This is a genomic window from Devosia yakushimensis (genome assembly GCF_030159855.1).
Taxonomy (GTDB): Bacteria; Pseudomonadota; Alphaproteobacteria; order Rhizobiales; family Devosiaceae; genus Devosia; species Devosia yakushimensis.
Map to the genome: position 1 here is coordinate 1113428 of NZ_BSNG01000001.1, position 24634 is coordinate 1138061.

Genomic DNA, 24634 nt, shown 5'->3' on the forward strand with positions numbered 1-24634 from the left:
CCCATGGTGTCCGCGATGCCTGCCACCATCATCAAGCACCTTCCTCGGGCTTGACCCGAGGATCATTCGCAACGTGTGCCGTGTGGTGAGTGGCCCTCGGGTCAAGCCCGAGGGAGGCGTTTGTGGGTGGACGAGATTGTGGGGTGCCTGGATTTTGCAGCGCAGTGCGCCCAGCTGCGCCAAATCCCAAGAAAAGGTCGCCCCAGCGGGCGGCCTTTGGTTTTTACTTGGCGACGGCCTGGATGTTGACCTTGCCGATCAAGGAGGCGGGGTCGCTTTCGGCGGCCATGAAGTCGAACATGCCCAGGCCCGGCTCTTCCTTGGCGGTCATGTCGAGGGTGAGCTGCTTGGCCTTGCCGCTGACGAAGCTGTTGATGGCGGCGCCCACTTTCTGGGCGTCGGCGGCGCCGGCGAGCAGGCCGACCACGGTGCCTTCGGCGAGGCCGGCAAAGATCGGGCGCATGGTCGCTGCATCACTGCCCTGTTCGGCGGCGACGGTGGTGAGGATCAGGTCGGACAGCCCCGCATCGGTAACGTCGACGCGCAGGTGATTGATCGCTAGGCCCATGGCCGCAGCCATGGCGGCGTTTTCATTGAGGCCAAACAGGGCCTCGGTCGCGTTGGTCAGCGTGCCGGTGAGCAGGACAGTGGCCAGATTGGCGCCGGTGACCGAAACATCGTCGATGGCGATGGTGTCTTCGGCTTCGTTCCAGGACGCATCGACCGTAAAGCCCAGATCGAGCGAAGTGACGCCCAGGTCGATCAACTGCTGGAGCTGCTCGTCATCGGTCTGCGCGGGCAGCTTGAAGACGAAGTTGCTGGCCGAAGTATAAAGATCGGTCGGAATGCCGTTGCGATAGGCGTCCAGCGCCAGCTCGAAGGCGCCGATACCGATGACGATCCGCTCGTCGGTCTCTGGATCGGGCACGTCCATATCGACATCGGCGAAGGAGAAACCGGCAAAGGCGGGGATGAGCGAGCGCATATTGGCTTCGAGCCAGGCCTCGTCGATGGCAGCGGGAGCGGCCTCTACCACAGCGATCGGGCCGCTGAGATCGGTCTGCTTGATTTCCAGCTTGCCAATATTGAAGTGGCCGTCGCCTTCGACGGCGAATTCCAGCCCATCCATGGTGATTGCCGGATAAATGCCCGGGCTCATGCCGCCCATGGTCATGCCCTTGATGGCGACCGTCAGCGGACGGTCCTCGTCGTCGGTGCCCTTGCAATCAAGGCCGGCAAATTCGACGGAGGAGGATTCAAAGGCGGTAAACATGTCGGCGTAGATATGGAGGGCCTTGCCGATGGTTTCAGGGGAGGGCGTCTCGCCCTCGCGCTCCATGGCCTCGGCCATGCCGATAATGTCGGCGAAGGAGTATTTGAGCGGGCGGGCCTTGAATTCGGCCGCGGTGACCGGGCCGAAATTGCACGACACTTCGGGCGTCGTCAGGGTGCCGCCCTCGAATTGGAGATCGGTATAGATGGTTTCGAGTTCGGTCTGGCCGGTGGCATCCACCAGGCCATAGGTGCCGAGCACGCCGGCGATATTGAAATTGCTGGCGGCGAAGGGGCCCATCTCGGCCGAACCTTCTTCAAGGCCGTCCATGCTCGAACCGGCCAGCTTGACTGAACCGGCGACGCCATCGGTCACATCGGTCAGCACCAGATCGCTGAAGGTTATGACGGTGTCGGAGGAGGCATCGCCAATCGTGGTGGTCGCCTTGACCAGGATTTCGGGGATGGTGATGCTGGTGGCGGTGAGGCCGGCCAGTTCATCGGCATGGCTGGCGACATTGCCGCTGAAAATGTCGCGCAGCGTGGCTTCATCGAGATTGGAGCCGACAGCCGCGATGGTGGGGATTTCCACGGTGAAATCGGTGACGGGCGCAGCGGCGGGTTCTGCCGCCGGAGTCTTGACCTTCTGCGCCCAGGCGGGGCCGGCGGACAGGGCAGTGCTCAACAGGCAGGCGGCGGCCACGGCGCCAAGACGCTGCCGGGATGTCGGGCTTATCATCATGAGTCTTCTCGCAGGTTCGTTCGCGGCGCAATTTGCGGCATTCGTCCGGGGGCTTCAATAGCCAAAGCCGACACAATCGGGCGCGGGGGCGCCCGATTGTCTTGATGATGACACATATCGGAGGGTTGCGGGTGGCGCCGGGCGTGAAACGCCCGGACGGAAGCTCAGGACCCGGTGCCGCGCAGGAATTCGCGCTGCATGGTGATCAGCATGATGCGCAGATCCAGCCACAGCGAGAAATTCTGGATATAGGCAACGTCGTGATCGATGCGGCCGATGGCCTGTTCGCTCTGCGTGGTGGGGCCGCGATAGCCATTGGCCTGAGCCCAGCCGGTGAGGCCCGGGCGCATATGGCGGCGATAGCTGTAATAGGGCACCAATTGCTCGTAGGGCATGCCGGCGGCGAGCTGCCCGCCGACATGGGGACGCGGGCCCACCAGCGACATGTCGCCCCGCAGCACGTTGAGCAATTGGGGCAGCTCATCAATGCTGGTGCGGCGAAGGAACCGGCCGAGCGGCATGACGCGGTCATCCTCGGCCACGGTCTGCTTCACCCCTTCGGTGTTGCAGTGCTCGATATACATGGAGCGGAACTTGAGAATGGTGAACATGCGCCCGCCCAGGCCGACGCGTGGCTGGCGGAACAGCGCCGGGCCAGGATCGGACAGGCGGATCGCCAGCGTCACCATGATCAGCAGCGGGCCGAGGAAAATCAGGGCCAGCAGGGATACCACAATATCGAAGGCGCGCTTGATCGCCAGTTCGACCTGGCGGCGTGACGTCATCGTCAGATCAGCCGGATACTTGCCAGTCCACAAAGAGGGCAGACCATTGGCAGAACGTTCGCTCAGACGAAGAGAGATTTGCGGATAGGGGTGTGCAGGCACGTCACTATTTGCAGAAGCGGAGTAGTCTTGCAGCAGATGCGGATTGGTACTGTCGAACGACATATTCATCACCCTCACGAACCCGCCATGCGCCCGCCGCCGCGGTGGCATTAATAGTCTGTTAATGATCGCATGAGGCTTGAATCCTGGCAATAGGGGGAGTGCAATGTGAACACTTCGTCATGCTATTGATATACTTGACAAAATTTCTTGAACACGAGCATTTGTGTTGCAGAAAATCAACATTTTTTACAACAATATTTATCCAATTGGTCCATTTTTGGAATACCAAGCCGGATGCGGACAAAAGTTACTTGATTTTGATTCTAGCAGAGCAGTTAACGGGAGTGTTGATTTCCCGTACCGCGAAATGAGATTGTAAGAACGCGGACTACAAATGGGGATATATTGTTTCCTCATGTATTTTATGCCGGAGCTGCAATGTGCATAGTTTCAAGGTGCTTGCCTTGTAGCAACGATGTGACCGCCTGCTTAGTATTCGTTGCACGCAAATGAGTTTTGCGCAGAAATTCCGGCGAAGCGTGGCGTGGTCGGCCGTGGGCAGCGCCGGCAATAACGTGATCAGTTTCCTGGTGTTTGCGCTGGTGGTGCGGGCCGTGGAGCCGAGCGTGATCGGCGTGATGGCGGTGGCCCTGGTCTTTGTCGATATGGGCAAGAGCTTCGTTTCGGCCGGGGTGCCCGATCTCATCGTGCGCCAGAAGGTGTGGAACGACAGCTATGCCATGATGTGCTTCTGGCTCAACCTGGCGGCGGCGGGGCTGTCGGTGCTGCTGATGGTGCGGGTCATCGGGCCGCTCGCCGAAATCTATTTCGCGCCGGGCACCATGATTGTGCTGGCCGCTCTTTCCTCCTGCTTCATCCTGGACGGCCTGCGCGTGGTGCCGGAATCCCGGCTGCGGCGGGCGTTCGACTATAAGAGCCTGGCCTGGCGGGGGCTCAGTGCGAACCTGCTTTCCGGCGTGCTCGGCGTCAGCCTGGCGCTGACGGGCTGGGGCATCTGGGCGCTGGTGGCTCAGCGGATATCGAGTTCACTGCTCACCACGGTCTTTACATTCATGGTGGCGCGCTGGTTTCCCACCACCTGGGGCACCCTGGAGGGATTGCTGGGCGTGGTTGGCCATGCCGTGGGGCTGGTGGGCGCGGAACTGCTCAAGCTGCTGTCGGACCGCCTGCCGGACCTGATGCTGGGCCTCTTTCTGGGGCCGGTGGGGGTGGCCGTCTACCGGGTTGGCGCGCGGGGGTTCGACGCGCTGGTGCAATTGACCGTGACGCCGGTGCGGTCGGCCTCGCTGTCGGCCTATGCGCAGCAGGCGCATTCGGGCAGACTGGGCGATAGCGTGATCAAGTCGCTGGCGGTGATCGCCATGCTTACATTCCCGCTGTTTTTCGGCGCGGCGAGCGTGGCGCCATCATTCGTGGTGCTGGCCTTTGGCGAGCAATGGCGCAGCTCGGCGGTGATCATGCAGATATTATGTGCAGCCAGCCCGCCAGTGCTGCTGGGCGCCATGCTGCAATCGGCGCTGTCAGCCAATCACGATACCAAGCTGGTGTTCAGCCTCAGCGCGGTTTCGGCGGCCACGACTTTCGTGACGCTGCTGGTGGCGGTGCCGCTGTTCGGATTGGTGGGGGCCACGGCGGCGCTGGCCATCCGCGCCTATCTCGGCATGATGTTCAATATCGCCGTTACCGGCCCGGTCGTGGGGATGCGGCCCTGGCCGGTGGTCACCGTGCTGCTGCCGGCGCTGGCGGGGAGTGCGGTGATGCTGACATCGGTGACCGCGCTCGATCGCTTTGCGCTGTCGTCCTATCCCGAAATTGTCGCGCTGGGGGCTTCGGTGCTGTTCGGCGCCACTCTTTATTTGCTGATCATGACGACAATATTCCGGGAGCATACCATGCAGTTCATGGGTGAATGGATCCGCAGGACGCCGAAATTGTCGAAATTGACTTTTGCACGTCATGTTGCGCGGTAAGTATGTGATTGCGATTTAGTAAAATACTGCCATTGGCTATTGCAATGGCGAGTGGATGCGATAGCGTTACAGTAGAAATGTAAGTCTAATTAAGAAATGAGTGTGCGGCAGGCGCGTCGATGTTTTCGGCGTGAGGGTGCTTGCATGCTCGGTTGCGGCGGCAAGAAAGATCAACAAGAACGCCGCCGCTGCCGGAGGCAGAATTTTCAGGGCGTGCGGTAGTTAAGTGGGTGAGGCATGAAAGTAGCTGTTCTTGCGGGCGGTTTCGGTACGCGTTTGAGCGAGGAGACCGCCGTCCGTCCCAAGCCCATGGTCGATGTGGGCGGATATCCGATCCTCTGGCACATCATGAAAATCTATGCCCATCACGGGCTGACCGACTTCGTCATCCTGGGCGGATATAAAGTCGAAGTCATCCGCGATTACTTCCTCAATTACCGCGCCAAGCTGACCGATTTCACCGTTTCGCTGCGCGGCGGGGAGGTCAAGTGGCTGGGCAAGCCGGTGGAGGATTGGACCATCACTGTGCTCAATACCGGGGATGACGCGATGACCGGCGGCCGCATCAAGGCGGCGCGGGACTATCTCTCCGATGGCACGTTCTGCCTGACTTATGGCGACGGCGTGAGCAATGTCGATGTCAATGCGGTGATCGACCTGCATCGGCGGCAGAACAATCTCTGCACGCTCACCGCGGTTACCCAGCCGGGGCGCTATGGCGCACTGCGCATGCAGGAAGATGGCCGGGTCGACGGGTTCCGCGAAAAGGGCGCGCATGACGGCGGCCTGATCAATGGCGGCTTCTTCGTGTGCGAGCCGGGCGTGTTCGATCTCATCGACGGGCCGCAAACGGTGTGGGAGGGTGATCCGATGGACCGGATGATCGCCCAGGGCAAGCTCGGCAGCTACCATCATGACGGCTATTGGCAATCGATGGATTCCCTGCGCGACCGCAAAATCCTGGAAGATGCCTGGGCGACCGGCAAGGCGCCATGGAAGGTCTGGAAAGATTGAGTTAGCGGCACCGCGTTAGGGAATATTGGCATGATTATCGTCGATACGGCGCTGGCCAAGCGGGAGGCCGAGGGAAGGCCGATCAAGGTTGGCCTGGTGGGAGCGGGCTTTCAGGGCGCGGGAATTGCGCTGCAAATCCTGACGGCAACCAAGGGAATGCAGCTCTGCGCGATCGCCAACCGGCGGATCGATCCGGCCATTGCCGCTTTCGGGCAGGCCGGCATTGTGCCCAATGTGGCCCATAGCGCGGCCGAGCTGAATGCGGCCATTGCCAGTAATACGCCGGTGGTGACCGAGGATGCGGTGGCGCTGGCCGAGGCCGATGGGCTCGATGCCATTATCGAGGTGACCGGCTCCATCGAACATGCGGCGCAGGTCGTCTTGGCGGCCATCGAAAGCGGCAAGCATGCGGTGCAGATGAATGCCGAGCTGGACGGGACCGTGGGCCCGATCCTCAAGCGCAAGGCCGATGCCAGGGGCGTGGTCTATAGCTTTTCGGACGGCGACCAGCCGGGCGTGCAGATGAACCTCATCCGGTTCGTCGCGGGGCTCGGGGTAAAGCCGGTGCTGGCGGGCAATATCAAGGGGTTGCACGATCCCTATCGCAACCCCACGACACAGAAGGCCTTTGCCGAGAAATGGGGCCAGAAGCCGGCCATGGTGGCCTCTTTTGCCGATGGCACCAAGATTTCCTTCGAGCAGGCCATTGTCGCCAATGGCACCGGCATGAAGGTGGCGCGGCGCGGCATGTTGGGCCCCGATTTTTCGGGCGGGGACCCGACGGCGCCGCTCAAGCCGCTGGAGGAAACGGTCACCGCGTTCAACCAGCATATCGACCCGGCGGGGCCGGGGCTGGTCGACTATGTGGTGGGCGCGCGTCCGGGACCGGGGGTCTTCGTGCTCGGGGCCATCGAGAACGAGCGGCAGAAGCATTTCCTCAATCTCTATAAGCTCGGAACGGGCCCCTATTACTGCTTCTATACGCCCTATCATCTCTGCCATTTCGAGGTGCCGACTTCGGTGGCGCGGGCCGTGTTGTTCAACGATCCGGTGCTGACGCCGGCCGGCGGGCCGAGCGTGGGGGTGATCGCGGTGGCCAAGAAGGACCTGGCGCCGGGTGAGGTCATCGAGGAATTCGGCGGCTATGAAGTCTATGGCGTGGCCGAGAATATCGAGCCGATCCGCGCCGAAAAGCTGCTGCCGATCGGGCTGGCGCTGGGCTGCACGCTGAAGCGGGCCGTGGCCAAGGACACACCGCTGACCTGGGACGATGTGACGTTTCCGGAGGGGCGGTTGGTCGACAGGCTTTATGCCGAGCAGGAAGCGGTTTTCGCATCCTGAGCGGAAGAGGGGACGATAATGATCTTTCACGAGACGACACTGGTCGACGCCAAGCTGATAGAGCTGCAATTGCGCGGGGATAGCCGCGGCTTCTTCGCGCGGACCATGTGCAAGGACGAATTCAAGGCCCAGGGCATGGACCTCGATTATGTGCAGCAGAACATGTCGGTATCAGCCCAGAAGGGCACGTTGCGCGGTATGCATTACCAATTGGTGCCCAATGCCGAGGCCAAGCTGATCCGCTGCGTGCGTGGGGCCATTGTCGATATCATCGTCGATTTGCGGCCCGGCTCGGCCAGCTTTCTCAAGCACGAAGCCTTCGAATTGAACGAGGACAATAAGCACGAACTCTATGTGCCGCGGGGCTTTGCCCATGGCTTCCAGACTCTGACGGATAACGTGGAGGTTACCTATCTGGTCTCGGGCTATTACACGCCCGCGGCAGAGCGGGGCCTGCGCTACAATGATCCCAAGCTTGGGATTTCCTGGCCGCTGGCGGTGACGACGCTGTCGGACAAGGACGCCGCCTGGCCGCTGATCGACGACCCCAGCAGAATCGAGATCTGACCATGCAAGCTGTCGGCGCCATTGTCATCGGGGCAGGGGTGGTTGGGCTGGCGGTGAGCCGTGCCCTGGCCATGGCGGGCGTTGAAACGGTTATCGTCGAGGGGGAGAGCGATTTCGGCACCTGGACCAGCGCGCGCAATAGCGAAGTGATCCATGCCGGCATCTATTATCCCAAGGGGTCGCTCAAGGCCTCGCTCTGCGTCGAGGGGCGGCACGAACTCTATGCCTATTGCCGGGCGCGCGGGGTGCCGCACCGGCAATGCGGCAAGCTGATCTTCGCCCATACGGCCAATGAGACCCATGAGCTGGACAAGATCGAGCGCAGCGCTGCCGACGCGGGCGTGGATGACCTGGTGCGGCTGAGCGGCGCCGAAGTCAGCGCCATGGAGCCGGCGCTGATCAGCCATGAGGCATTGCTGTCGCCGTCGACGGGGATCGTGGATTCGCACGGCTTCATGCAGTCGCTACTGGCCGATGCCGAGGCGCATGGCGCCATCTATGCCGCCGGGAGCAAGGTGACGCGCATATCGCGGCAGAAGGAGGGCTGGGCCATCCATATCGGCGGCGAGGCCGAGCCGGTGGTCGTTGCTCCGTTCCTGGTCAATTCGGCGGGGCTCAAGGCCCATGACGTGGCGGGGATGATCGAGGGGCTCGATGCGGGTTTCGTGCCGCCGCTGCATTATGCGCGGGGCGTCTATTTCAGCTATTCGGGGGCGAGCCCGTTTTCGCGGCTGATCTATCCCGTGCCCGAACCGGGCGGATTGGGAACCCATCTGACGCTCGATCTGGCCGGGCAAATCCGTTTTGGGCCGGATGTCGAGTGGATTTCGGACATCGATTATCGGGTCGATCCGAACCGGCATGGCAAATTCTTTGCGGCGGCGCAGCGCATCTGGCCCGATATCGACCCGGACCGGTTGCGGCCAGGCTTTGCCGGCATCAGGCCGAAATTGTCGGGGCCGGGCGAGCCGGCGGCCGATTTCGTTATTTCCGGGCCGGGAGAACATGGGCTGGGCGGGGTGGTGAACCTGTTCGGGATCGAATCTCCCGGGCTGACCTCGGCGCTGGCGATAGCCAGGGTGGTCCGGGAAATGGTGCTGAGCGACGCGAGCGTCGCGGCGTGAGTGACTTTGTACGAGCGGCGGCAAGATCAGAACTGGAACGGTGAAGACGATGAAAATCTTGATTGTCGGCAATATGGGTTATGTCGGTCCGGTCGTGGCCCGGACGCTGCGCGCGAAGTATCCCGACTATACTATTGATGGCTTTGATAATGCCTATTTCGCCCATAGCCTGACCTCGCGGTCCGGGCTGCCGGAACGGCACCTCGACAGCCAGTATTTCGGCGATGTGCGGGCCATGCGGCCAGAGCAGCTGGAAGGTTATGACGCGGTCGTGGAGCTGGCCGCGGTGTCCAATGACCCGATGGGCGACCGCTATGCGGCGGTGACTGCCGAAATCAACCAGGGCGCGACGACGGCAGTGGCCGGGATGGCCAGCAAGGCCGGGGTCAAGAACTTCGTCTTTGCCTCGAGCTGCAGCGTCTATGGCGTCGCCGCAGGCGGGCCGCGCAAGGAGACCGATGCGCTCAATCCGGTGACGGCCTATGCCAAATCCAAGATCGGCACCGAAGAGGCGCTGAGCGTGCTCGATACCGATATGACAGTCACGAGCCTGCGGTTTTCGACGGCCTGCGGCATGTCGGAACGGTTGCGGCTCGATCTGGTGCTGAACGATTTCGTGGCCTGCGCGCTGAGCCAGGGCAAGATCACCGTGCTCAGCGACGGGACGCCCTGGCGGCCGCTGATCGATGTGCAGGACATGGCCCGGGCCATGGATTGGGCGATCCATCGCAGCGCCGACAATGGCGGGCGGTATCTGGTGTGTAATACTGGCTCGAACGACCGCAATTATCAGGTGCGCGATCTGGCCAATGCGGTGGCCAAGGCCGTGCCCGGCACCGAAGTCAGCATCAATACCGAGGCGCCGGCGGATAGCCGGTCCTATCAGGTCAATTTCGACAAATTCGCCGGGCTCGCGCCCGACCACCAGCCGCAGGTGACGCTGGCGCAATCGATCGAGCAATTGGTCAATGGCCTGCGCGGGCTCGATTTCACCGATGCCGATTTCCGCAATTCGCAGCTCATCCGGCTCAAGGTGCTGGAGCGGCACATTGCCAATAAGCAGCTGACCGATGGGTTGCGGTGGACGAATTAGGGGCGGCTTCTCACTTTGGGAGCAACCGGATTGGTGGCTCCCATCACCCCACCCTCAATCCTGGCCATTCGAGCATGCTCTCATGGCCTTCTCCCCCCAAAGGGTGGTGCTGAGCTTTCCACTGGGTTCTATCCTAAATCCCACCAACCCACCGTTCTTCCCTCGGGCTTGACCCGAGCCTGTTGGGAAGGCACGGACGCCATTGCTTGTGGCGGGTGGCCCTCGGGTCAAGCCCGAGGGAGGAACGGTGGTGGAAGAGGGAGCTTAGTGCTCCTCCCTCAGTGCCGTCGCCTCGATCACGCCGGTTGATAGCTGCGGCCGTTGTAGACTTCCAGCGCGTAGAGTGTGCCGGTGGCGGCGGCGTCGCCGCCGGCGCGGCCGGAGATGCGGAGGGGGGCGGGGCTGGTGTTCAGCGCCTCGACCGGATTGGCCGAGCGGCCGACCGTTTCGCCATCGACGATCAGTTCGATATAGCCTTCGGCCGATTTGCTGACGATCACATCATAGACCCGGTCAAAGGCCAGTTGCGGACCCCATATGACGTTCTCGTCCCGAGAGCGGCCATCCGTGGACCAGATAAAGCTCAGGCCACGCTCGTCCAGGCGGAACAGGAAGACGCGCTGGTTGGACGAGGATTGCCACTTGCTGAGGATGTTGAGTTCGCCCTTGCCATTGTCGGCATCCAGGCTGAACCGGAAGTGGATGAAGAAGGGGCCGGCGAAATTGAAATTGGCCGAGCTGGGAACTTCGAGATAGGTCTCTTTGCCGGAGAACCGCAGGCCGCCGTCGCGGAAACTGGCCTTGCCGGTCAGCACGGGCTGGTTGAGGCCCACCGCATCGGTGACGGCGCCGGTCTCGGCTCCTGGGGCGAATGCCAGGGCCAGGACGGCGTCCGCGCCCACCGGATTTTGCTTCACATCGACTTTCAGCTCTTTCTCGATCGGCAGGCCACGGCTATCGCGAGCCTGCAGCAGCACCAATCCGCCTGTGCTGCTGTCCGGTACGTCGAGGCTGAGCGTTGCGCCATCGAGGTCGAGGCCCAGATCGCCTTGCTCTTCGGCCACCCGCCAGGATACGTCGCCATCGGCCTTGAGAGGAATGGCCATGTGTGCGCCGGCAATGGCGACGATCGGGCCATCGGTCAGCACCTGCTCGACGCCGTTGTCGCTGGCCGAGCCGACGAGGATCTTTGAGCTCTCGACTGTGGATGAAAAGAGCTTGGTCGACTTGGGCAGGCGGGACGTGTCGGTGTCCACCAGGTGAACGGCGACATTGCCGCCCTCGGCATAGATGGCGATATCGGCATTGCCACCGGCCAGCGCGCCATTGCTCCAGACGACGCTGGCTGCCCAGCGCTCGCCGCCTTCGACGCCGCGCAGCCACATGTGGTGCGTGTCGCCGACGCCACCGCGATTGCGCGGGGAAAGGCTGGAGCAGCCTTGCAATTCGACGGGCCGGCGGCCCGTGCCGCCCCAGATGCGGTAATTGCGCTTGTTGTCTTGCGAGACGCAATTGACGAGCTTGGTGGCCTCCGACTTGAGGTCGTAACCGCCGTCGGAATTGCCATAGGAGCGGTGGTTCTGGATGAGGATGTTGGAATTGCCGCGTTCGCTGGCGACGCCATCGCCATTCCAGTATTTGTCGGCACCGCTATGCTGTTCCTGGCAATTGGCGGTGTAGCCACCCACGATGCGCAGGCCACTGGCATTGTCGTGACACTCGATGCCCACCGCGAAGCTGTCGCCATATTGCTGGCCGCTATCGAGCTCGCAGTTTTCGATGGTCCAGTTCGAGCAGCGGCCATGGAAACGGATGGCTTTTTTGGAAAAGCCGCGGCCGCTGAAATTGCGGATGGTCACATTGCTGACCGCCGAGCCGCCATTGGTGTAGATGCCGTCGCGGATATTGGTGAAGGCGATATTCTCGATAGTGATATTGCGCGCCCGGCTGCCGCTCATGTCCAGCACGCGGCCGACATTGCGGATATCGAGATTGGCGAGCGCCAGATTGGAGCCGTTGCCGCCCAGCGTGAAGAGCGTATTGCCGCCGAACTGGACCGCATTGGTTCTGCCGGAGGTCCAGTGACGGCGGGTGCCGACAATGCGGGCGTGGCGCGGCCCGAGATTTCGGTTGGAGCCGAAAATGGTGACGCCGCCTGATATCTCGATGGCGTCATCGACTTCATATTGGCCCTCGGCCAATAGGGCGATCAGCCCGCCAGGGCCGACCATTTCGATGAGCTGGGGCAGGGCCCGGATGCTGGCCGCATCTTCCCAGGAGGTGCCGTTGCCCTGGCCGTTCGGGGAGACATAGGCAATATTGCTGGCGGCCAATACGCGACCCGCAGCCTGGCTGGCGACAAGGCCGGTGGCGGCAGCCAAAAAATGCCGGCGCGTCAAATTCATAACGATAGCTCCTGGTATCTAGCCCCGAGATGCGCCGGCCAAAGCCTATTTCACGATGATATAGATGCTGCCGGCACTCATGCCGTTGCCGGGGCTGGGCCGGTTATTCTTGACGTCGTCGAAACTGAAACTGGCGGCACTACCGCCGCGAACGACAATGTCACGCGCGGCGCGGCAGGTGAGAGCGGCCTGTTCGCGCTCGGCCTCACTGTCCCCAGCGCGCGGGCAGATGACGTCGACCGTGCAAGTATTGCGCTGGGCCATAAGGCCGGCGGCGGCGAATTGCTTGGACATGCTGGGCAGGAAATCCTTGCTGCCAAGCGTGATATTGCTGAACGCAAAAGTGCCGGGACTGGTGCAGGCCGAGGCCTGCGCCAAGGCTGCCGGGGCGGCCAAAAGGCTCATGCCGAGAGCGATCGTGGCGGCGTAAAGCGGCGAAATAGCTGTCATAGTCGAACCCTCCTTGTTTTGCTTGCTTGTGCTTTAGAGATGCCGGCAGCCGATGCCTGAAGATCAGGTTGTCGGCTGCAGGACGTAATTGCCCAGGGTCAGCAACGCGCCGCGCGTCAGGGGACCGGGGGCACAGGCGCGCTCGGCGTTGAGCGCGGAACAGACCGCGTTGAATGCCCGGATTGTAGTGGCATCCAGCGTGCCGGACAGCGGACCGCTATATTCGCCGCGACTGGCAAGGCCCTTCTGCAGGACGTAGACATAGGCCCGCGCATTCTTCCGGCGCAGGATGTCCAGTACCTGGATTGCGCTGGCTTTGGACAAGGTAGAAATCTGCTCGCCCACGCTGGCCAGAGTGTCGGCATCCTCGCTCGTGAGTGCCTCCAGGTGGATGCGCTCGACGGTCGTCGCTTCGGGGCCGATATTGGCGGAGACCGAATTGAGGAAATCAGTGGCGGCGGCCGGATCGGGCGGCAGCAGCAAGCCATAGCCGTCACGATAAAGGCCGATCAGGAACCGGGCGGATTCGATGTCCCCGCTTTTGGCGGCCCCGTTGAGCATGGTGATGACGCCGGAAACGCCCTGCGCCGGAAAGGCGCCATCGAGCTGTAGGCGGGCAAGGACCGCGGCGGCGCCGGGCACGCCGCCATCCATGGCACCAGTCAGCAGCGCGCGGGCATCCTCGCGATGCGTGCGTGCCAATGGGCCGGTGGCAATTGCCGAGCCGACTTCGAGGGCGGCCGTAGTGTTGCCCACGGCCAGGGCCAGGTCGAGATAGGTCTTGACCTCGTCATAGTTGGCCGGGAAGGGCTCATTGCCGGCGTAAAGCACGGCCAGTTCCTTGGCGGCCTGACCATCGCCGAGACGAGCGGATTCCTCGAGCAAGGCAATGGCGCGGCGCGGATCGGTGCTGCCGAACTGGCCACTGAGAAGGGCCCGGGCGAGGGCGCGCTTGGCGCCCGTATTGCCCAGTTCGGCCGCCTTTGTGTAGAGGTCCAGCGCCTGGCCCAGATCGATCGGGGTATCGGGCAGACCGGCAATGTAAAGTTCGGCAAGGCGGGTCATGCCGGCCGTATTGCCCAGGGTTTCGGCTCCCTGGTAATAGCCGATTGCGCGGGGTCCATTGGTGGGCACGAATTCGCCGCGGGTGAAGATATCGCCCAGCGCGATATAGGAATTGGTGTCGCCCTTCTCGGCCAGCTCGGTCAGCATGCCGATGGCGCCAGCAATATCCTGCGCCACGGCCTCGCCGCGCAGATGCATGTCGGCGATGCGACGGCCGGCGCCGAGATCGCCTTGGGTGGAGGCGCGCTGGAAGAATTGCAGGGCCACTTCGGGATTGGGCTGGAGCTTCGAGGCGCCGGTCCGCAACAGGTCGCCGACGGCAACGATGGACGTATTGCTGTTGGAGACCAGGCCCACCCCGTAATAGTGGAGGGCCTTGCTGGTGTCGGGGGTGACGCCCCGGCCGAGCAGATAGACATTGGCGAGCGCGTTGGCGGCCTCGATGCTGCCATCCTCGGCTGCTGCGCTCAGCAGCTCGATGCCGCGCTTGCGGCCTTCGGCGGTAAAATCGGTATCGAGATAGAGCGAGCCCAGGGCGACGGCCGCCTGCAGCGAGCCATCCTTGAACGCCGTCTCGAAATAGCCCTTGGCCTTGAGCAGGTCAGGCGCGGTGCCGTAGCCGCCGCGGCGATAGATGTCGCCGAGCAGCAGGTTTGCTTCCACCGCGCCGAGTTCAGCGGCCTTTTCGGCCAGCGGAATGCCGGTGCTTTGAACTGCCAGGTCGGTGGAGGAGAAGGCCACGCGCGCCAGCGCCATATTGGCCATGGCATCCGACCCGGTGGCGCTGGCCTCCAGGTCTTTCGTTGCCGATTGCAGCAGGGCTTCGAACGAGGCGATGACCGGAACCTCGGCCTCACCTGGCGGAACCGCCTCCTGCGCAATTGCCCATTGTGCTCCGAACGACACGCAGAACGCTGTAAAGATAGCGAATTTTGCTGCAGAACTCATGCAAAAATCCCGATATCCGAGGAAAAATTCTAAGCAACTGCCGCATCGTTACTGATAGCAGAATTGATGTTGGTGAATGAATAGTCAACACACAAGTTGATGTGTCGTCGATGAAATTGTTTTGAAAAGCAGATGACGATAATGACGTAATCGCCATGCATAAATCGGCTGTCTCAGATGAAATTCTGCGATCATGTCTGTTGTTATTCACTTTTTATCGTAAAACGCTTGCTTTTTTCCGCTGGTGGTTCAAAGCTTAGGCCAATCGCTTGGACCCGGTGAAAATCCGGGTGGCTCTTCCGGCCGCCGATCCGCCGGACAATCCACCGAATTCCAGCCTGCTCGCTGATCCGGCCACGATAAATCAACATCATCATGAATCTGTATAGGCGACGGCGGAAGCCGCTTAATGGCATTTGGCTCCATATGATGCGTTCGCGCGCAATTGGCTGTAAATATTGGGCAATTGGGTTTGCTGATGCTTCCGCCAGGCGACGGTTTGGCGCAATATCGGTTCAGTCGCGGGTGAGCATATGATCGCTCGATTTTCGGTTGTCGTGCCGCTCTACAATAAAGGCCCCCATATCGAGCGGGCTATAGCTTCCGCATTGGCGCAAAGTCTTTTGCCGCTCGAAATCATCGTGGTGGACGATGGCTCGAGCGATGGCGGCTATGAATGGGTCAAGGCGCAGGCCAATGACCTGATCCGGCACGAGCAGCGTAGCGGGCCGGGGGCCGGAGGCTATGCTGCCCGCAACCGCGGCATCGAGATGGCGCGGGGCGAGTGGATCGCCTTTCTCGACGCCGATGACGAATGGCACCCCAATCATCTTGCCGAGCTGGCGGAGGCGCTGGCACACGCGGCCAATGCCGAGAATGTCGTGACGCTCTTTTCCGGCTACGAGGACATTTTCCCGGCGGACCGGCACGAGACCGATCCTTTCACCCTGCGCTTTGCCGGGGAGCGGATGGAGATGGATTTCAAGGCTTTGCTGGGTCATTGGGTGGCGCTTAACGGGTCGCCCATCTGGACCTCGGCCACGGCCTGCCGCCGGACGTCCCTGCTGGAAGCGGGGGCATTCCCCGATGGGCGGTGCAGCCGGGGCGGAGACAAGGACACCTGGCTGCGCGTCGCTCACCTGGGCAATGCTGTCTATACCGGAACGATTACCGCCAATTACTATCGTGACGCCGTCAATATGACGACCAACAAAGCCTTTTCGAACACGGTGCCCTGCATAGTGCACAGCGTGGACCAGATGGTCGAGGGGGAGCGGGCGGACCTGGCGAACCTGCTGCGGCAGCTGAAAAACCGCGAAATCTTTCGCTATGCGCTGGTCAGCGCCAGGACGGAGGGGTTGCAGCCGCAGAGTTGGGCCGGTTTCGATGCCGGCGCCAACCCGGTGCGGTTCATGGTGCTGCGGGCGCTGGCCAGTCCGTTCGGTTCGGTTGTGGCCAGGGGCATGCACAAGTCCCGTGTGCTGTTGCGGGGCCGTTAGGGCCCAGCGGTCAGTTTTCAGGTCGGGTCCTAGGGCCAATCGACATTCAGCTGATGCTGGCCTGCAAATGGCGGTTTTCTGCGCTTCCGGTGCTCACGTACCCGAAAGTACGCTGCGCTCCGGTTCTCGAAAACCACCATTTTCGGCTCAGCCTGAGTGAATGTCGATTGGCGCTAGCGCACCGGGGTCCGTTTGCGCGGGGCGGGCTTTGCCGTTCCGTCGGGCAGGCCGCGCGACGGGCGGCGGAGGGATCGGGCGCGGGCGAGGCGGGTGGGCATGAGGCTGTTGCCGGGCATGACATGTTTGGATTTCACCCGCTCGGCCAGATAATAATAGAGCGTGTAGCCGCAGATGACGGCGTAGAACAGCACGCCTTCGATGGAGAAGGTCGGCATGGTGCCCAGGCAGAGTATCCCGTAGCAGAGATGGATGCCTACCAGGTGCCAGCGCTTGTCGGGGCGCGCGGCAAAGGCCAGCCACAGGAAATGGGCGAGCATATAGAGATAGAGCGCGGTGCCCACGAAGCCGATTTCGTAGACATATGAAATGTAGACGTTATGGGCGTAGATCGAGAAGACCTGCTGCCAGGAATCCGGGCCGAAGCCGAAGACCAGGTTGGACACATCCGAGCGCAGGGTCGTGTAGATGTAGTCGCTCCAGATCAGGATGCGGCCCGATAGCAGGCTGCGATCCTCAGTGCCGAAGGCCGAGGGCGGCTTGATGAGGCCGCCGCCCGAGGTAAGCAGCGTGCCAAGATCGGCCATGCGCTGCGAGAGCAGGATGGTCATGAAGGCGCCGAAGATGATCGCGAACAGGAAGGCGCCCGCCCGCACGTAATTGGCGAGCCCGGCCCGGGCATTGTTGGCGCTGCCAAAGATGATGTGCATGAGCAGGATGGGCGCGGCCGCAATGACCGAGGTGCGGTAATTGGCAAAGAAGAGGGCGGTGAAGATCAGCGCCATATAGACGGTGCGGCGCTTCCAGGTCAGCCCGCCGGAGAGCGCAATGATGACGAGCGCGGTCAGCAGCATGATCGAAAAGACGCTCTCATGCACATAGCCGCCCATATAGCTGACGGAGCCGTCGTTTTCCGACGCCTTGCCGAGGCGGAATATTACCGACATCAACTGGTAGCAGATGGGGACCACGAAGGCGGCCAGCATGATGCGGCTGACGCTGCCGTCATTGGGTTCGGCATCGATCGCGGTGGCAACCAGGATCATCAGCCCCAGGAACAGGCCCTGCCGGATCAGGGCATTGATAGTGCCGGTGGCTTCCATGTTCAGCAGGCCACTGACGAGCAGGGCGGCAATCATGGCATAGACCGGCAGGATGGCCCGGTAGCGGATGAGGTCGTGGCGGGTGTAAAACAGGCAGATGGCGGCGATGCCGAGCGTCACGAAGGAATTAAGGCTCTGTCCGGCAAAAATCCGGGTGGTGGTGTATTCGTGATAGAAGGTCACGATGTAACGGGCCGACAGCACCATGAAGAGCAGTCCGGCCGGCCCCCGCAAGCGGGGCAGCAGATACCAGACCAGCGCGATCCAGATGCCAGTGCCGGCCAGCAGGAAGGGTAGGGGCATCCCTGGGGAGTCATCCAGCATGGCTATCCCCTTGCCTCATGACCGACGTCAGGCTTGAACGTAATAGCTGCCGAAGCGGCGGCGGGTTTCTGCCTTGGATTGCGGCTCGGCATTCAGCAGGGCCACGACTTCGGCATTGTCCTGCTTGGCTTCCACCAGCTCACGCAAGGTGGAGCGCACTTCCTGTTGCGAAGTGGTGCCATAGCGGACGACGGTGACGATGACATCGACATGCTGGGCGAGGTAGAGCGCATCGACCAGCGCGCCGACGGGGGGCGTGTCGACGATAACCACGTCGAACAGGCGCGATGCATTGTTCAGCAGGCGGGCGAAGCGTTCACCGGAGACAACCTGGCCGGCCGAGGCGCCGCGGATATTACTGCCGATGATGAACTTGGCCTTGCTCAGCGTGTCGGTGAGCATGAGCGGGCCGATATCGTCGCCGGGCGTCCCGGAGGATCCGAGATAATCGGCCAGGCCGTCGGAGGGCTCCATGCCCAGCTCCTTGTGCACGGCCGGACGGCGCAGGTCGGCGTCGATCAGGATCGTCGACTGGCCCGAAATGGCGTAGGACCGGGCCAGCGAAACCGCCACGGTGGTCTTGCCCTCGCCGGCATTGGCAGAGGTGACCATGATGATCGAGGCAGCATCGGAGAGATCGTCGCCCCGCACCCGGCGCAGCGCCTGGTCGGTGCTGATCATGAGGCGCCGCACGGCTTCGGCAAAGCGGGAATAGGGCTGGGTGGCGATCAGTTCGGTGAGGCTCTTGACCGGCTTGCCCTCCTGGCCGCGGCCGAGCCGCTTCTGGCTGGGCAGGCTGGTGACCAGGGTGGGGCCGACAATACCTTCGAGCTGATCGGTGCTGATGACGCCGCCGATGAATTGTTCGCGCAGGAAGGCCGCGGCCAGGCCCAGCAGCAGGCCCAGAATGCCTGCGACCATGACGAGGAAGCGGGTATTGGGGAAAGCCGCGCCGGTGGGCGGGGTTGCTTCGGACACGATGCGGCTATCGGCCAGCTGGAGATAGGCCTGGGCCTCGATATCGCGCAGGCGCACCAGCATCTGCTGGTACTGCGTGCGAGCGATTTCAGCATTCTGCTGCAGCTCATACATGGTCGCCAGCACTTCCGGCGGCAGGTTGCTGGTGAGAATGTTGGAGCGCAATTGCAATTGCAGGTCGGTTTCGACCGCGCGGTTGGCGGCGATCTCCTGGCGCAATTGCTCCATCTGGGCATTGGCCTGGGTGCGGAAATTGTCGAGCACGCCGACCAGCTCGGCCCGCAGCGCATCGGCCTGTTCAGAGCCGTCGACAACGCCGGTCAGCTCCGCCTGGATTTCGCGCTCGCGCTTCTGGAGATCCCGCAGGGTCTGGGTATTGAGCGTGTCGGCGACCTGGGCCCAATTGTTCTGCGCCAGGCCCGTTTCGGCCAGGGTCAGTGTGCTGGAGGCGGATTCGCGATCGCCGACGACCTTTTCAAGCTCGATCCGCATCTGGTCGATATCCGTGCGGCCCGATTGCTCGGCAATGGTGCGGGCGCTGGAAATGATGAAGTCGTTGAAGGAGCGTTCGGCATCGACAAGGCCGGTCCGGGTTTCGGTGACGCGCTGCTCCATGACATTGCGGCCGGAGAGTACGCCGTTGATCTTGGACTGCAACTGCGACTGGATATACTTTTCGGCCATGGTATTGGCGATCTGCGCCGCCCTTTCAGGCGAATTCGCATTGGCCGAAATAGTAATCAGATAAGTCAGGCCCTGCCGCTCGACTGTAATGGCGTCCTGCAACTTGCCGACGGCGAACTGGCGCAGCTCTTCGGCGGTATAGGTTTCGGGCGGGGCGATGCGCAGCATGGTTGCCAGGCGCTCGCGCAGGCCGGGCTGTGGCTGGAAGGACGGATCGTCCGCCAGCTTCAGTTGATCGAGAACCAGTTCGACTGTCTTTTCGGACTGGGCGATGGATACTTCGCTCTCGACCCGCGCGTTGTCGGACGCCGAACTCGAGGTCGAGTTCGTCGGGTTGAGTAGATTTTTCTCGGATGGATCGACCAGTACCAATGTGGTGGCCCGATACATCGGAGTGAGTGAGATGATCAGGAGAGTGGAGACTCCCAGGACCAGTATTAGGATTGCAAGGATTAGCCCCAATTGCCGCCGAATGGTGCCGAATATATTGCGAAGGCCGAACTCTTGCTCGTGCATGTACCACCAGAAATATTCAATGGACCGAACGCGTTACTGAAACCATACGTTTGCTTGGCAATGGCATGGATAATTTACTTTACACTTGAATTCAGACAATTGGCTATGTCGGATTTCCGCTTTTTTATAATATCGGATTTCCTGGTTAAATCGACGGCCGGGCATGGTGAGTTGGCTGTATGCACCTTGTAGGCATTTGATAGGCATTTGCTTCGATTGGTGTTTTTCACGACCAGTTATTTGAAAGTACTTAAGTAAAAAGTACGGCGCCTGTTCGTAGAGTGTTGAGTCGATCCGAGTCTTGGATGTTTCCACAATTGTTTCTTTAAGGTTCTCATTTGTTCTTGCAAAATTTGCATGGACGGTGACTGGGCGTCTATTTGGATATCGGCCTTTTGTCCGTTGAGTCTTAAAAAATCCATGTTTTGTTCGATGTCTGTTCCGAATGACAATCAGATGTCACTCGATCGCCGCAAGCATTGGGCGCTGGCGGCGGCCAGAATAGCCACGAGCCATAGAGCGACTGCCTGGATTTCCATGCTGAAGTCGACCAGTGCATGCACGGCCACGGCGACGAGGCAGCCAAGGCCGATGGCGGCGGGCAGCCAAAGCCGGCGGTCGTGCCGGAGCGCGGTGCGCAATTTCCAGCCGATCACCGCCAGCAACAGGACCGGCAGCGTCCCGGCGACTAGGCCGAGCTCGGACCAGAGTGTCAGATAGGTATTATGCGCCTTGTCCCATACCAGGCCCGTCGCGACGGGTGGGGCATGCACCATGGGGAAGACGATTTCGAAACTGCCGCCGCCAAAGCCGGTCCAGAGCCGCTGGCCGATCAGTTCGATGACCTGCCGGTAGAGCGCCTCCCGGGTAGCCCAGGACTGGTCGACCTCCATCATGCGGTTCAGCAATTGCGCGCCATAGAGCCAGATAATGGCAATGCAGCCGGTCAGAGCCAGGCCCGCTGCAGTGATGAAGGTGCGTTTGCGCCGCGAGGTTGCCAGCAGCGCGCAAAACAATGTCGTGGCCGTGCCGATGCCGGCGGCCAATGTGCCCATGCGCGACTGGCTGGCGACAAGGGCGGCCATGATGATCATCACCGCCGAGGTGGTTAGCGCCAGCCGCAGCCAATAATAATCCTGCCGGTAATCCTCGTTGCGCCTGTCGAGCAGCGCGCGCATGAGCTGGGCGACCCCGAGGCAGCAATTGAGCGCCATGAAGGTGGCGAACGAGTTGCGATTGACGAAGGTGCCGGTGGCCGAGCCGAGATAGGCCCATTTCTCATAGCCCAGATAGGTATCGCCCATGCGCAGCATGATGAGCGCGGCGGCGGCATGCAGGGCGCCGATGGCCAGCATGGCATCAAGGAAGAGCCGGAACCGTTCGCGATTGCGGGTCGCCTGCAGCACCAGGAAAAACAGCATGCCATAGGTGAGCATGCGCAGCAGCATCCATAGCGTAGCGCCCGGCGCCATGGAGATGGGGTCGAGGCCGGCAATGGGGAAACGGATGAGCTGGGTGACGAGATAGAGGCACAGCACCAGATAGAGCAGCGGCAGGGGCGCGAGCTGGTGCGGCGCGATGCGTGGGGCCGTTCCATGCCGGGCCAGCCAGCCGAAATAGGTTAGCCCGATCGCGCCGATGAGGAAGATGTTCAGCCCCCAGAACAGCGCCCGGTTGCTGCCCATGGGCACCGGAGCCCAGGCGAGAAAGACCAGCAGGCTCCAGCACAGGACATAGCCGGACAGGGAGCCGCGCTGCTCGGGCCGGTCCTGCTCGTCGGCGTCCTCTTCAAACCAGATATCAGCGGCCATTGGTGCGCGACCGTTCCACGGCCAGATAGCCGGCCAGGCTTTCAAAGCGGGTGCGGTTGTCGACCGGCAGGCTGGGCAGCACGGTATCGATGCGCGCGCGCATATCGGCCAGCGCATGATAGCGCGGTGCCAGGAAGCGGCGGCCATTGTCGTCCAGCAAAAGTAAAACGAGATCGCGATCGTGCCGGGGCAGCAGATCGGGATCGAGCTGTTCGACATGGGTCTGGGCCAGGTCGATACGGCGCTCGGCCAGCCATTGTTCATTGGGGCCGGTTTCGTAGGCCTGGCGCAGCCGCCAGTTCATGCCGGGCCAATCCTCCATGGTCGCGGCGGCGAGCGCGCCCATCTGCCAGGCGGCGGAGAAGGTGGGGGAGGAATTGGTGATCATATCGGAGCCGTCGCGGCATTTCTCGGCCGCCCGCTGGCGAGCCGGGGCCGGCTGCGCGCGACCGGACAGCGAGGTGAGCGCGACCTGGCAATTGAAGAGGTAACCCAGTTGCGACTGGATCGAGGGGGCAGGGTGGATAGTGTCGGCCAGCATCGCCGTTACGACGGTTCGCTCGCCCCAGCCATCGGCAAAGAAGGGCGGCGCCTCCTGGGAAATGCCCCATAGACCGGCGGCCACCAGCACGGCGCTGATCGTGGCGAACAGCAATGGATTGGTTGCGGCATTCTGATCCAGGTCTCGAACGCGCAACATGGTCGCGATCCTCAGCCCATGCCGCGTTCGACGCCGGCAGGACCTTATCAGTTTATTAATCGATTGGCGGTGAGAGTTATTCGGAATTTTGCTTGAGTCAACACAAATGCAACATGTAAATCGCCGCCTGAATAGTATATTCGTAGCGTTTCTTTTGATCTCTGTTGCGGGTTTTTCTACAATCGCAGTACAGGCTGCCGAACACAGGCCCCCGCTGGGATTGCAGTTGTTTTGCCTCAAGCACAGCGCGCAATGCCAGGCGACCGGGCAAAGCACGGTGGCGGCGACAACCGGCCTCGTGCAATTGGTGCAGGCGGTCAACCGGCAGGTGAACCGGTCGATAACACCGCGCGCGGATGGACGCATCGATACCTGGAACGCCACTGCCAGCGCCGGCGATTGCGAGGACTATGTCCTTGCCAAGCGCGCCGCGCTTATCCAGCAAGGGGTGCCCAGTTCGGCCCTGCGGATCGGCTATACCAAGACGCGGCAGGGGGAAGGGCATGTCGTGCTGATCGTGCGCACGGGAGCCGGGGAATTTGTGCTCGACAACCTCAGCACCAGCGTCAAGCTTCTGGCCGATAGCGGCTACCGCATCGAAAGCAGCTCGCGCGGCGGCTTGTTGGATTGGTAAACCCTGAACTAAGCTTCTACACGGCAAGAATATTCTGATACTTCTAATCAGACTTTCTACTGGTTAACGCTTCATTATTTATTTGACTAAATGCACATGGCGGAATTTAATAGTCCTGCGGCTAGTAGTAGGACAAGTGCGATGAGAGTATTTGTGTTGGCTGCAACTGTCGCGGTGTTGAGCGCGACTGGAATGCAGGGGATTGCAGCTCAACAGTTTTCCACGCGTGGTGCCGTTATTGATATCTGTAAAGATGTTGTGCGTGCCGAGCGTGATGAACAAGTCAGCCAGAACGGCGCATGCGTATCGGCGACTGCCGATTATCTGTCGTTTCTGCAGCGGGCGCCGGGTATAGATTTCGATCAATCGGTTGCCGATCTGGTCGTCGATCTCACCAATCTTCTGTTTACCCCCTTCTGCCGGGTCGAGAGCGAAGTTGCCGTGGCCATCCGGCTGGCAAGCCTTTCCGCGCGCACCGATGCGCAGCAGGCCCAGATCAGGCTGATCTACCAGACCGTCAATGCCTGTGACTTCGTGGTCACGGCGGCGATTGCCACGCCGAGCGGGGATAGCCTGTTTGGCGGCGGCGATTCCGGCGGTCTGCGGGCGAGCGAGAACTGAGGGCGGCACGCGCCGCCCCTATTCTATTTCAGCAGTGAAGGACGGGACGACATCTTCAGTGCGGTGCGGATTTCGGTCATCGAATTCTGGCGGCGCGCTTTGGCGATGTTGGCTGCGCGCTCGAAATTGTAGACGCCCTTGTACGAACCGAATGATTTGTATTGCGGAATATTGGTGTAGTGGCCGGCAACCAGCCGTTCGAGGAACTCACCAGCCAGTTCGCTGCACAGCAGGTCGTTTTCATAATCGGGCGAGCGCAGGAGATCTCGTTCCCATTCCTGCATTTCGTCGATGGTCCGGCCGAGTTGGGTGGCTATTTCGTGCTGAGCGGCAAAGCGCCGGTATCCCTGACCCATCAGCAACCTGACCTGGCGGACGGCTTCCAGGCGCCAGCCCACGGCGTTGCGGTGAACCGGATGGGTGGAACGAGGCTGGTTGGACAGAAAATCGCGGGGGGATTGTTGGTTTTCTCCGCGTCTGGTTATCGGCTTCGCCAACATTATTTCTCCGGGGCTCTGCATTCATTGATGCGTTATATGATTGAACGGAAAAGATCATAAAATTGTCTACTTCCGTGTCGAATACTACTATGCTCGTCGATCGTGTGGAAGTTGCAAAAGATCATGGACTCAATTGTTGCAGAATAAATTTCATGATTCTTGCAGATATACAATTTACGAATAGG

At 61.4% G+C, this 24634-nt stretch carries 19 protein-coding genes and 1 other annotated feature; of the genes, 9 read left to right on the plus strand and 10 right to left on the minus strand.

What is annotated here, in order from left to right; genetic code table 11:
* Window positions 1–223: 223 nt before the first annotated feature.
* Both QQL79_RS05425 and QQL79_RS05430 read right to left on the minus strand, forming a co-directional pair.
* The gene (locus tag QQL79_RS05425; RefSeq protein ID WP_284388669.1) at window positions 224–2014 is read right to left on the minus strand and encodes an aq_1923 C-terminal domain; all 1791 of its coding nucleotides are present in this window, start codon (window positions 2012–2014) and stop codon (window positions 224–226) included.
* 164 nt (window positions 2015–2178) lie between these two features.
* The gene (locus QQL79_RS05430) at window positions 2179–2799 is read right to left on the minus strand and encodes a sugar transferase (RefSeq protein WP_284388671.1); all 621 of its coding nucleotides are present in this window, start codon (window positions 2797–2799) and stop codon (window positions 2179–2181) included.
* Window positions 2800–3413: 614 nt separating this feature from the next.
* On the opposite strand from QQL79_RS05430, the gene QQL79_RS05435 reads away from it, so the two are divergent.
* The 6 genes from QQL79_RS05435 to QQL79_RS05460 all read left to right on the plus strand — a co-directional run bounded on the left by QQL79_RS05435 (window position 3414) and on the right by QQL79_RS05460 (window position 10034).
* On the plus strand, window positions 3414–4895 hold the full coding sequence (locus QQL79_RS05435) for an oligosaccharide flippase family protein (protein WP_284388673.1): 1482 nt from the start codon (window positions 3414–3416) through the stop codon (window positions 4893–4895).
* A gap of 237 nt (window positions 4896–5132) precedes the next feature.
* On the plus strand, window positions 5133–5909 hold the full coding sequence (rfbF, locus tag QQL79_RS05440; RefSeq protein ID WP_284388675.1) for a glucose-1-phosphate cytidylyltransferase: 777 nt from the start codon (window positions 5133–5135) through the stop codon (window positions 5907–5909).
* 30 nt (window positions 5910–5939) lie between these two features.
* The gene (locus QQL79_RS05445) at window positions 5940–7250 is read left to right on the plus strand and encodes an NAD(P)H-dependent oxidoreductase (RefSeq protein WP_284388676.1); all 1311 of its coding nucleotides are present in this window, start codon (window positions 5940–5942) and stop codon (window positions 7248–7250) included.
* An 18-nt stretch (window positions 7251–7268) separates the two neighbouring features.
* Window positions 7269–7817: a dTDP-4-dehydrorhamnose 3,5-epimerase gene (gene rfbC, locus QQL79_RS05450; protein WP_284388678.1), complete on the plus strand. Its 549-nt coding sequence runs from the start codon at window positions 7269–7271 to the stop codon at window positions 7815–7817.
* Window positions 7818–7819: 2 nt separating this feature from the next.
* Entirely contained in the window at window positions 7820–8941 is a 1122-nt protein-coding gene (locus QQL79_RS05455; RefSeq protein ID WP_284388680.1) for an NAD(P)/FAD-dependent oxidoreductase, read from the plus strand.
* A 49-nt stretch (window positions 8942–8990) separates the two neighbouring features.
* The gene (locus QQL79_RS05460) at window positions 8991–10034 is read left to right on the plus strand and encodes an NAD-dependent epimerase/dehydratase family protein (RefSeq protein WP_284388681.1); all 1044 of its coding nucleotides are present in this window, start codon (window positions 8991–8993) and stop codon (window positions 10032–10034) included.
* 296 nt (window positions 10035–10330) lie between these two features.
* Here the strand turns inward: QQL79_RS05460 and QQL79_RS05465 are convergent, their stop codons facing one another.
* The 3 genes from QQL79_RS05465 to QQL79_RS05475 form a co-directional block, all read right to left on the minus strand.
* Complete coding sequence (locus QQL79_RS05465; protein WP_284388684.1) at window positions 10331–12439, minus strand: LamG-like jellyroll fold domain-containing protein; 2109 nt, start codon at window positions 12437–12439, stop codon at window positions 10331–10333.
* 45 nt (window positions 12440–12484) lie between these two features.
* Window positions 12485–12889, minus strand: a complete 405-nt coding sequence (locus QQL79_RS05470) for a hypothetical protein (RefSeq protein WP_284388685.1) — start codon at window positions 12887–12889, stop codon at window positions 12485–12487.
* A gap of 63 nt (window positions 12890–12952) precedes the next feature.
* Window positions 12953–14902, minus strand: a complete 1950-nt coding sequence (locus QQL79_RS05475; protein WP_284388687.1) for a tetratricopeptide repeat protein — start codon at window positions 14900–14902, stop codon at window positions 12953–12955.
* 268 nt (window positions 14903–15170) lie between these two features.
* Window positions 15171–15226, plus strand: a sequence feature (sul1 is cis-regulatory element that is thought to sense ions involved in sulfur or methionine metabolism; They are found in Alphaproteobacteria).
* Window positions 15227–15435: 209 nt separating this feature from the next.
* On the opposite strand from QQL79_RS05475, the gene QQL79_RS05480 reads away from it, so the two are divergent.
* The gene (locus QQL79_RS05480) at window positions 15436–16401 is read left to right on the plus strand and encodes a glycosyltransferase family 2 protein (RefSeq protein ID WP_284388689.1); all 966 of its coding nucleotides are present in this window, start codon (window positions 15436–15438) and stop codon (window positions 16399–16401) included.
* Window positions 16402–16574: 173 nt separating this feature from the next.
* On the opposite strand, the gene QQL79_RS05485 is transcribed toward QQL79_RS05480, so the two are convergent.
* The 4 genes from QQL79_RS05485 to QQL79_RS05500 all read right to left on the minus strand — a co-directional run bounded on the left by QQL79_RS05485 (window position 16575) and on the right by QQL79_RS05500 (window position 22694).
* Complete coding sequence (locus QQL79_RS05485) at window positions 16575–18005, minus strand: O-antigen ligase family protein (RefSeq protein ID WP_284388691.1); 1431 nt, start codon at window positions 18003–18005, stop codon at window positions 16575–16577.
* A gap of 27 nt (window positions 18006–18032) precedes the next feature.
* Window positions 18033–20183 (minus strand): GumC family protein, encoded by a 2151-nt coding sequence (locus tag QQL79_RS05490; protein WP_284388693.1) that lies wholly within the window; start codon window positions 20181–20183, stop codon window positions 18033–18035.
* 452 nt (window positions 20184–20635) lie between these two features.
* Window positions 20636–21994, minus strand: coding sequence for an O-antigen ligase family protein (locus QQL79_RS05495; protein WP_284388695.1), 1359 nt, complete (start codon window positions 21992–21994; stop codon window positions 20636–20638).
* Window positions 21984–22694, minus strand: coding sequence for a hypothetical protein (locus QQL79_RS05500; protein WP_284388698.1), 711 nt, complete (start codon window positions 22692–22694; stop codon window positions 21984–21986). The genes QQL79_RS05495 and QQL79_RS05500 overlap by 11 nt, the downstream gene beginning before the upstream one ends.
* 106 nt (window positions 22695–22800) lie before the next feature.
* On the opposite strand from QQL79_RS05500, the gene QQL79_RS05505 reads away from it, so the two are divergent.
* Both QQL79_RS05505 and QQL79_RS05510 read left to right on the plus strand, forming a co-directional pair.
* Complete coding sequence (locus QQL79_RS05505; protein ID WP_284388700.1) at window positions 22801–23328, plus strand: transglutaminase-like cysteine peptidase; 528 nt, start codon at window positions 22801–22803, stop codon at window positions 23326–23328.
* 141 nt (window positions 23329–23469) lie between these two features.
* Window positions 23470–23949: a hypothetical protein gene (locus QQL79_RS05510; RefSeq protein WP_284388703.1), complete on the plus strand. Its 480-nt coding sequence runs from the start codon at window positions 23470–23472 to the stop codon at window positions 23947–23949.
* A gap of 23 nt (window positions 23950–23972) precedes the next feature.
* Here QQL79_RS05510 and QQL79_RS05515 read toward each other — a convergent pair whose 3' ends face one another.
* Window positions 23973–24449 carry a hypothetical protein gene (locus QQL79_RS05515; RefSeq protein ID WP_284388704.1) on the minus strand — a complete coding sequence of 159 codons (477 nt, stop codon included), beginning with the start codon at window positions 24447–24449 and terminating at the stop codon, window positions 23973–23975.
* Window positions 24450–24634 lie beyond the last annotated feature (185 nt).

What these genes read in the sequence shown, in the direction of transcription:
- QQL79_RS05425 (WP_284388669.1), bottom strand. Translation starts at nt 2,014, where the DNA reads ATGATGATAAGCCCGACATCCCGGCAGCGTCTTGGCGCCGTGGCCGCC.
- QQL79_RS05430 (WP_284388671.1), bottom strand. Translation starts at nt 2,799, where the DNA reads ATGACGTCACGCCGCCAGGTCGAACTGGCGATCAAGCGCGCCTTCGAT.
- QQL79_RS05435 (WP_284388673.1), top strand. Translation starts at nt 3,414, where the DNA reads ATGAGTTTTGCGCAGAAATTCCGGCGAAGCGTGGCGTGGTCGGCCGTG.
- rfbF (WP_284388675.1), top strand. Translation starts at nt 5,133, where the DNA reads ATGAAAGTAGCTGTTCTTGCGGGCGGTTTCGGTACGCGTTTGAGCGAG.
- QQL79_RS05445 (WP_284388676.1), top strand. Translation starts at nt 5,940, where the DNA reads ATGATTATCGTCGATACGGCGCTGGCCAAGCGGGAGGCCGAGGGAAGG.
- rfbC (WP_284388678.1), top strand. Translation starts at nt 7,269, where the DNA reads ATGATCTTTCACGAGACGACACTGGTCGACGCCAAGCTGATAGAGCTG.
- QQL79_RS05455 (WP_284388680.1), top strand. Translation starts at nt 7,820, where the DNA reads ATGCAAGCTGTCGGCGCCATTGTCATCGGGGCAGGGGTGGTTGGGCTG.
- QQL79_RS05460 (WP_284388681.1), top strand. Translation starts at nt 8,991, where the DNA reads ATGAAAATCTTGATTGTCGGCAATATGGGTTATGTCGGTCCGGTCGTG.
- QQL79_RS05465 (WP_284388684.1), bottom strand. Translation starts at nt 12,439, where the DNA reads ATGAATTTGACGCGCCGGCATTTTTTGGCTGCCGCCACCGGCCTTGTC.
- QQL79_RS05470 (WP_284388685.1), bottom strand. Translation starts at nt 12,889, where the DNA reads ATGACAGCTATTTCGCCGCTTTACGCCGCCACGATCGCTCTCGGCATG.
- QQL79_RS05475 (WP_284388687.1), bottom strand. Translation starts at nt 14,902, where the DNA reads ATGAGTTCTGCAGCAAAATTCGCTATCTTTACAGCGTTCTGCGTGTCG.
- QQL79_RS05480 (WP_284388689.1), top strand. Translation starts at nt 15,436, where the DNA reads ATGATCGCTCGATTTTCGGTTGTCGTGCCGCTCTACAATAAAGGCCCC.
- QQL79_RS05485 (WP_284388691.1), bottom strand. Translation starts at nt 18,005, where the DNA reads ATGCTGGATGACTCCCCAGGGATGCCCCTACCCTTCCTGCTGGCCGGC.
- QQL79_RS05490 (WP_284388693.1), bottom strand. Translation starts at nt 20,183, where the DNA reads ATGCACGAGCAAGAGTTCGGCCTTCGCAATATATTCGGCACCATTCGG.
- QQL79_RS05495 (WP_284388695.1), bottom strand. Translation starts at nt 21,994, where the DNA reads ATGGCCGCTGATATCTGGTTTGAAGAGGACGCCGACGAGCAGGACCGG.
- QQL79_RS05500 (WP_284388698.1), bottom strand. Translation starts at nt 22,694, where the DNA reads ATGTTGCGCGTTCGAGACCTGGATCAGAATGCCGCAACCAATCCATTG.
- QQL79_RS05505 (WP_284388700.1), top strand. Translation starts at nt 22,801, where the DNA reads ATGCAACATGTAAATCGCCGCCTGAATAGTATATTCGTAGCGTTTCTT.
- QQL79_RS05510 (WP_284388703.1), top strand. Translation starts at nt 23,470, where the DNA reads ATGAGAGTATTTGTGTTGGCTGCAACTGTCGCGGTGTTGAGCGCGACT.
- QQL79_RS05515 (WP_284388704.1), bottom strand. Translation starts at nt 24,449, where the DNA reads ATGTTGGCGAAGCCGATAACCAGACGCGGAGAAAACCAACAATCCCCC.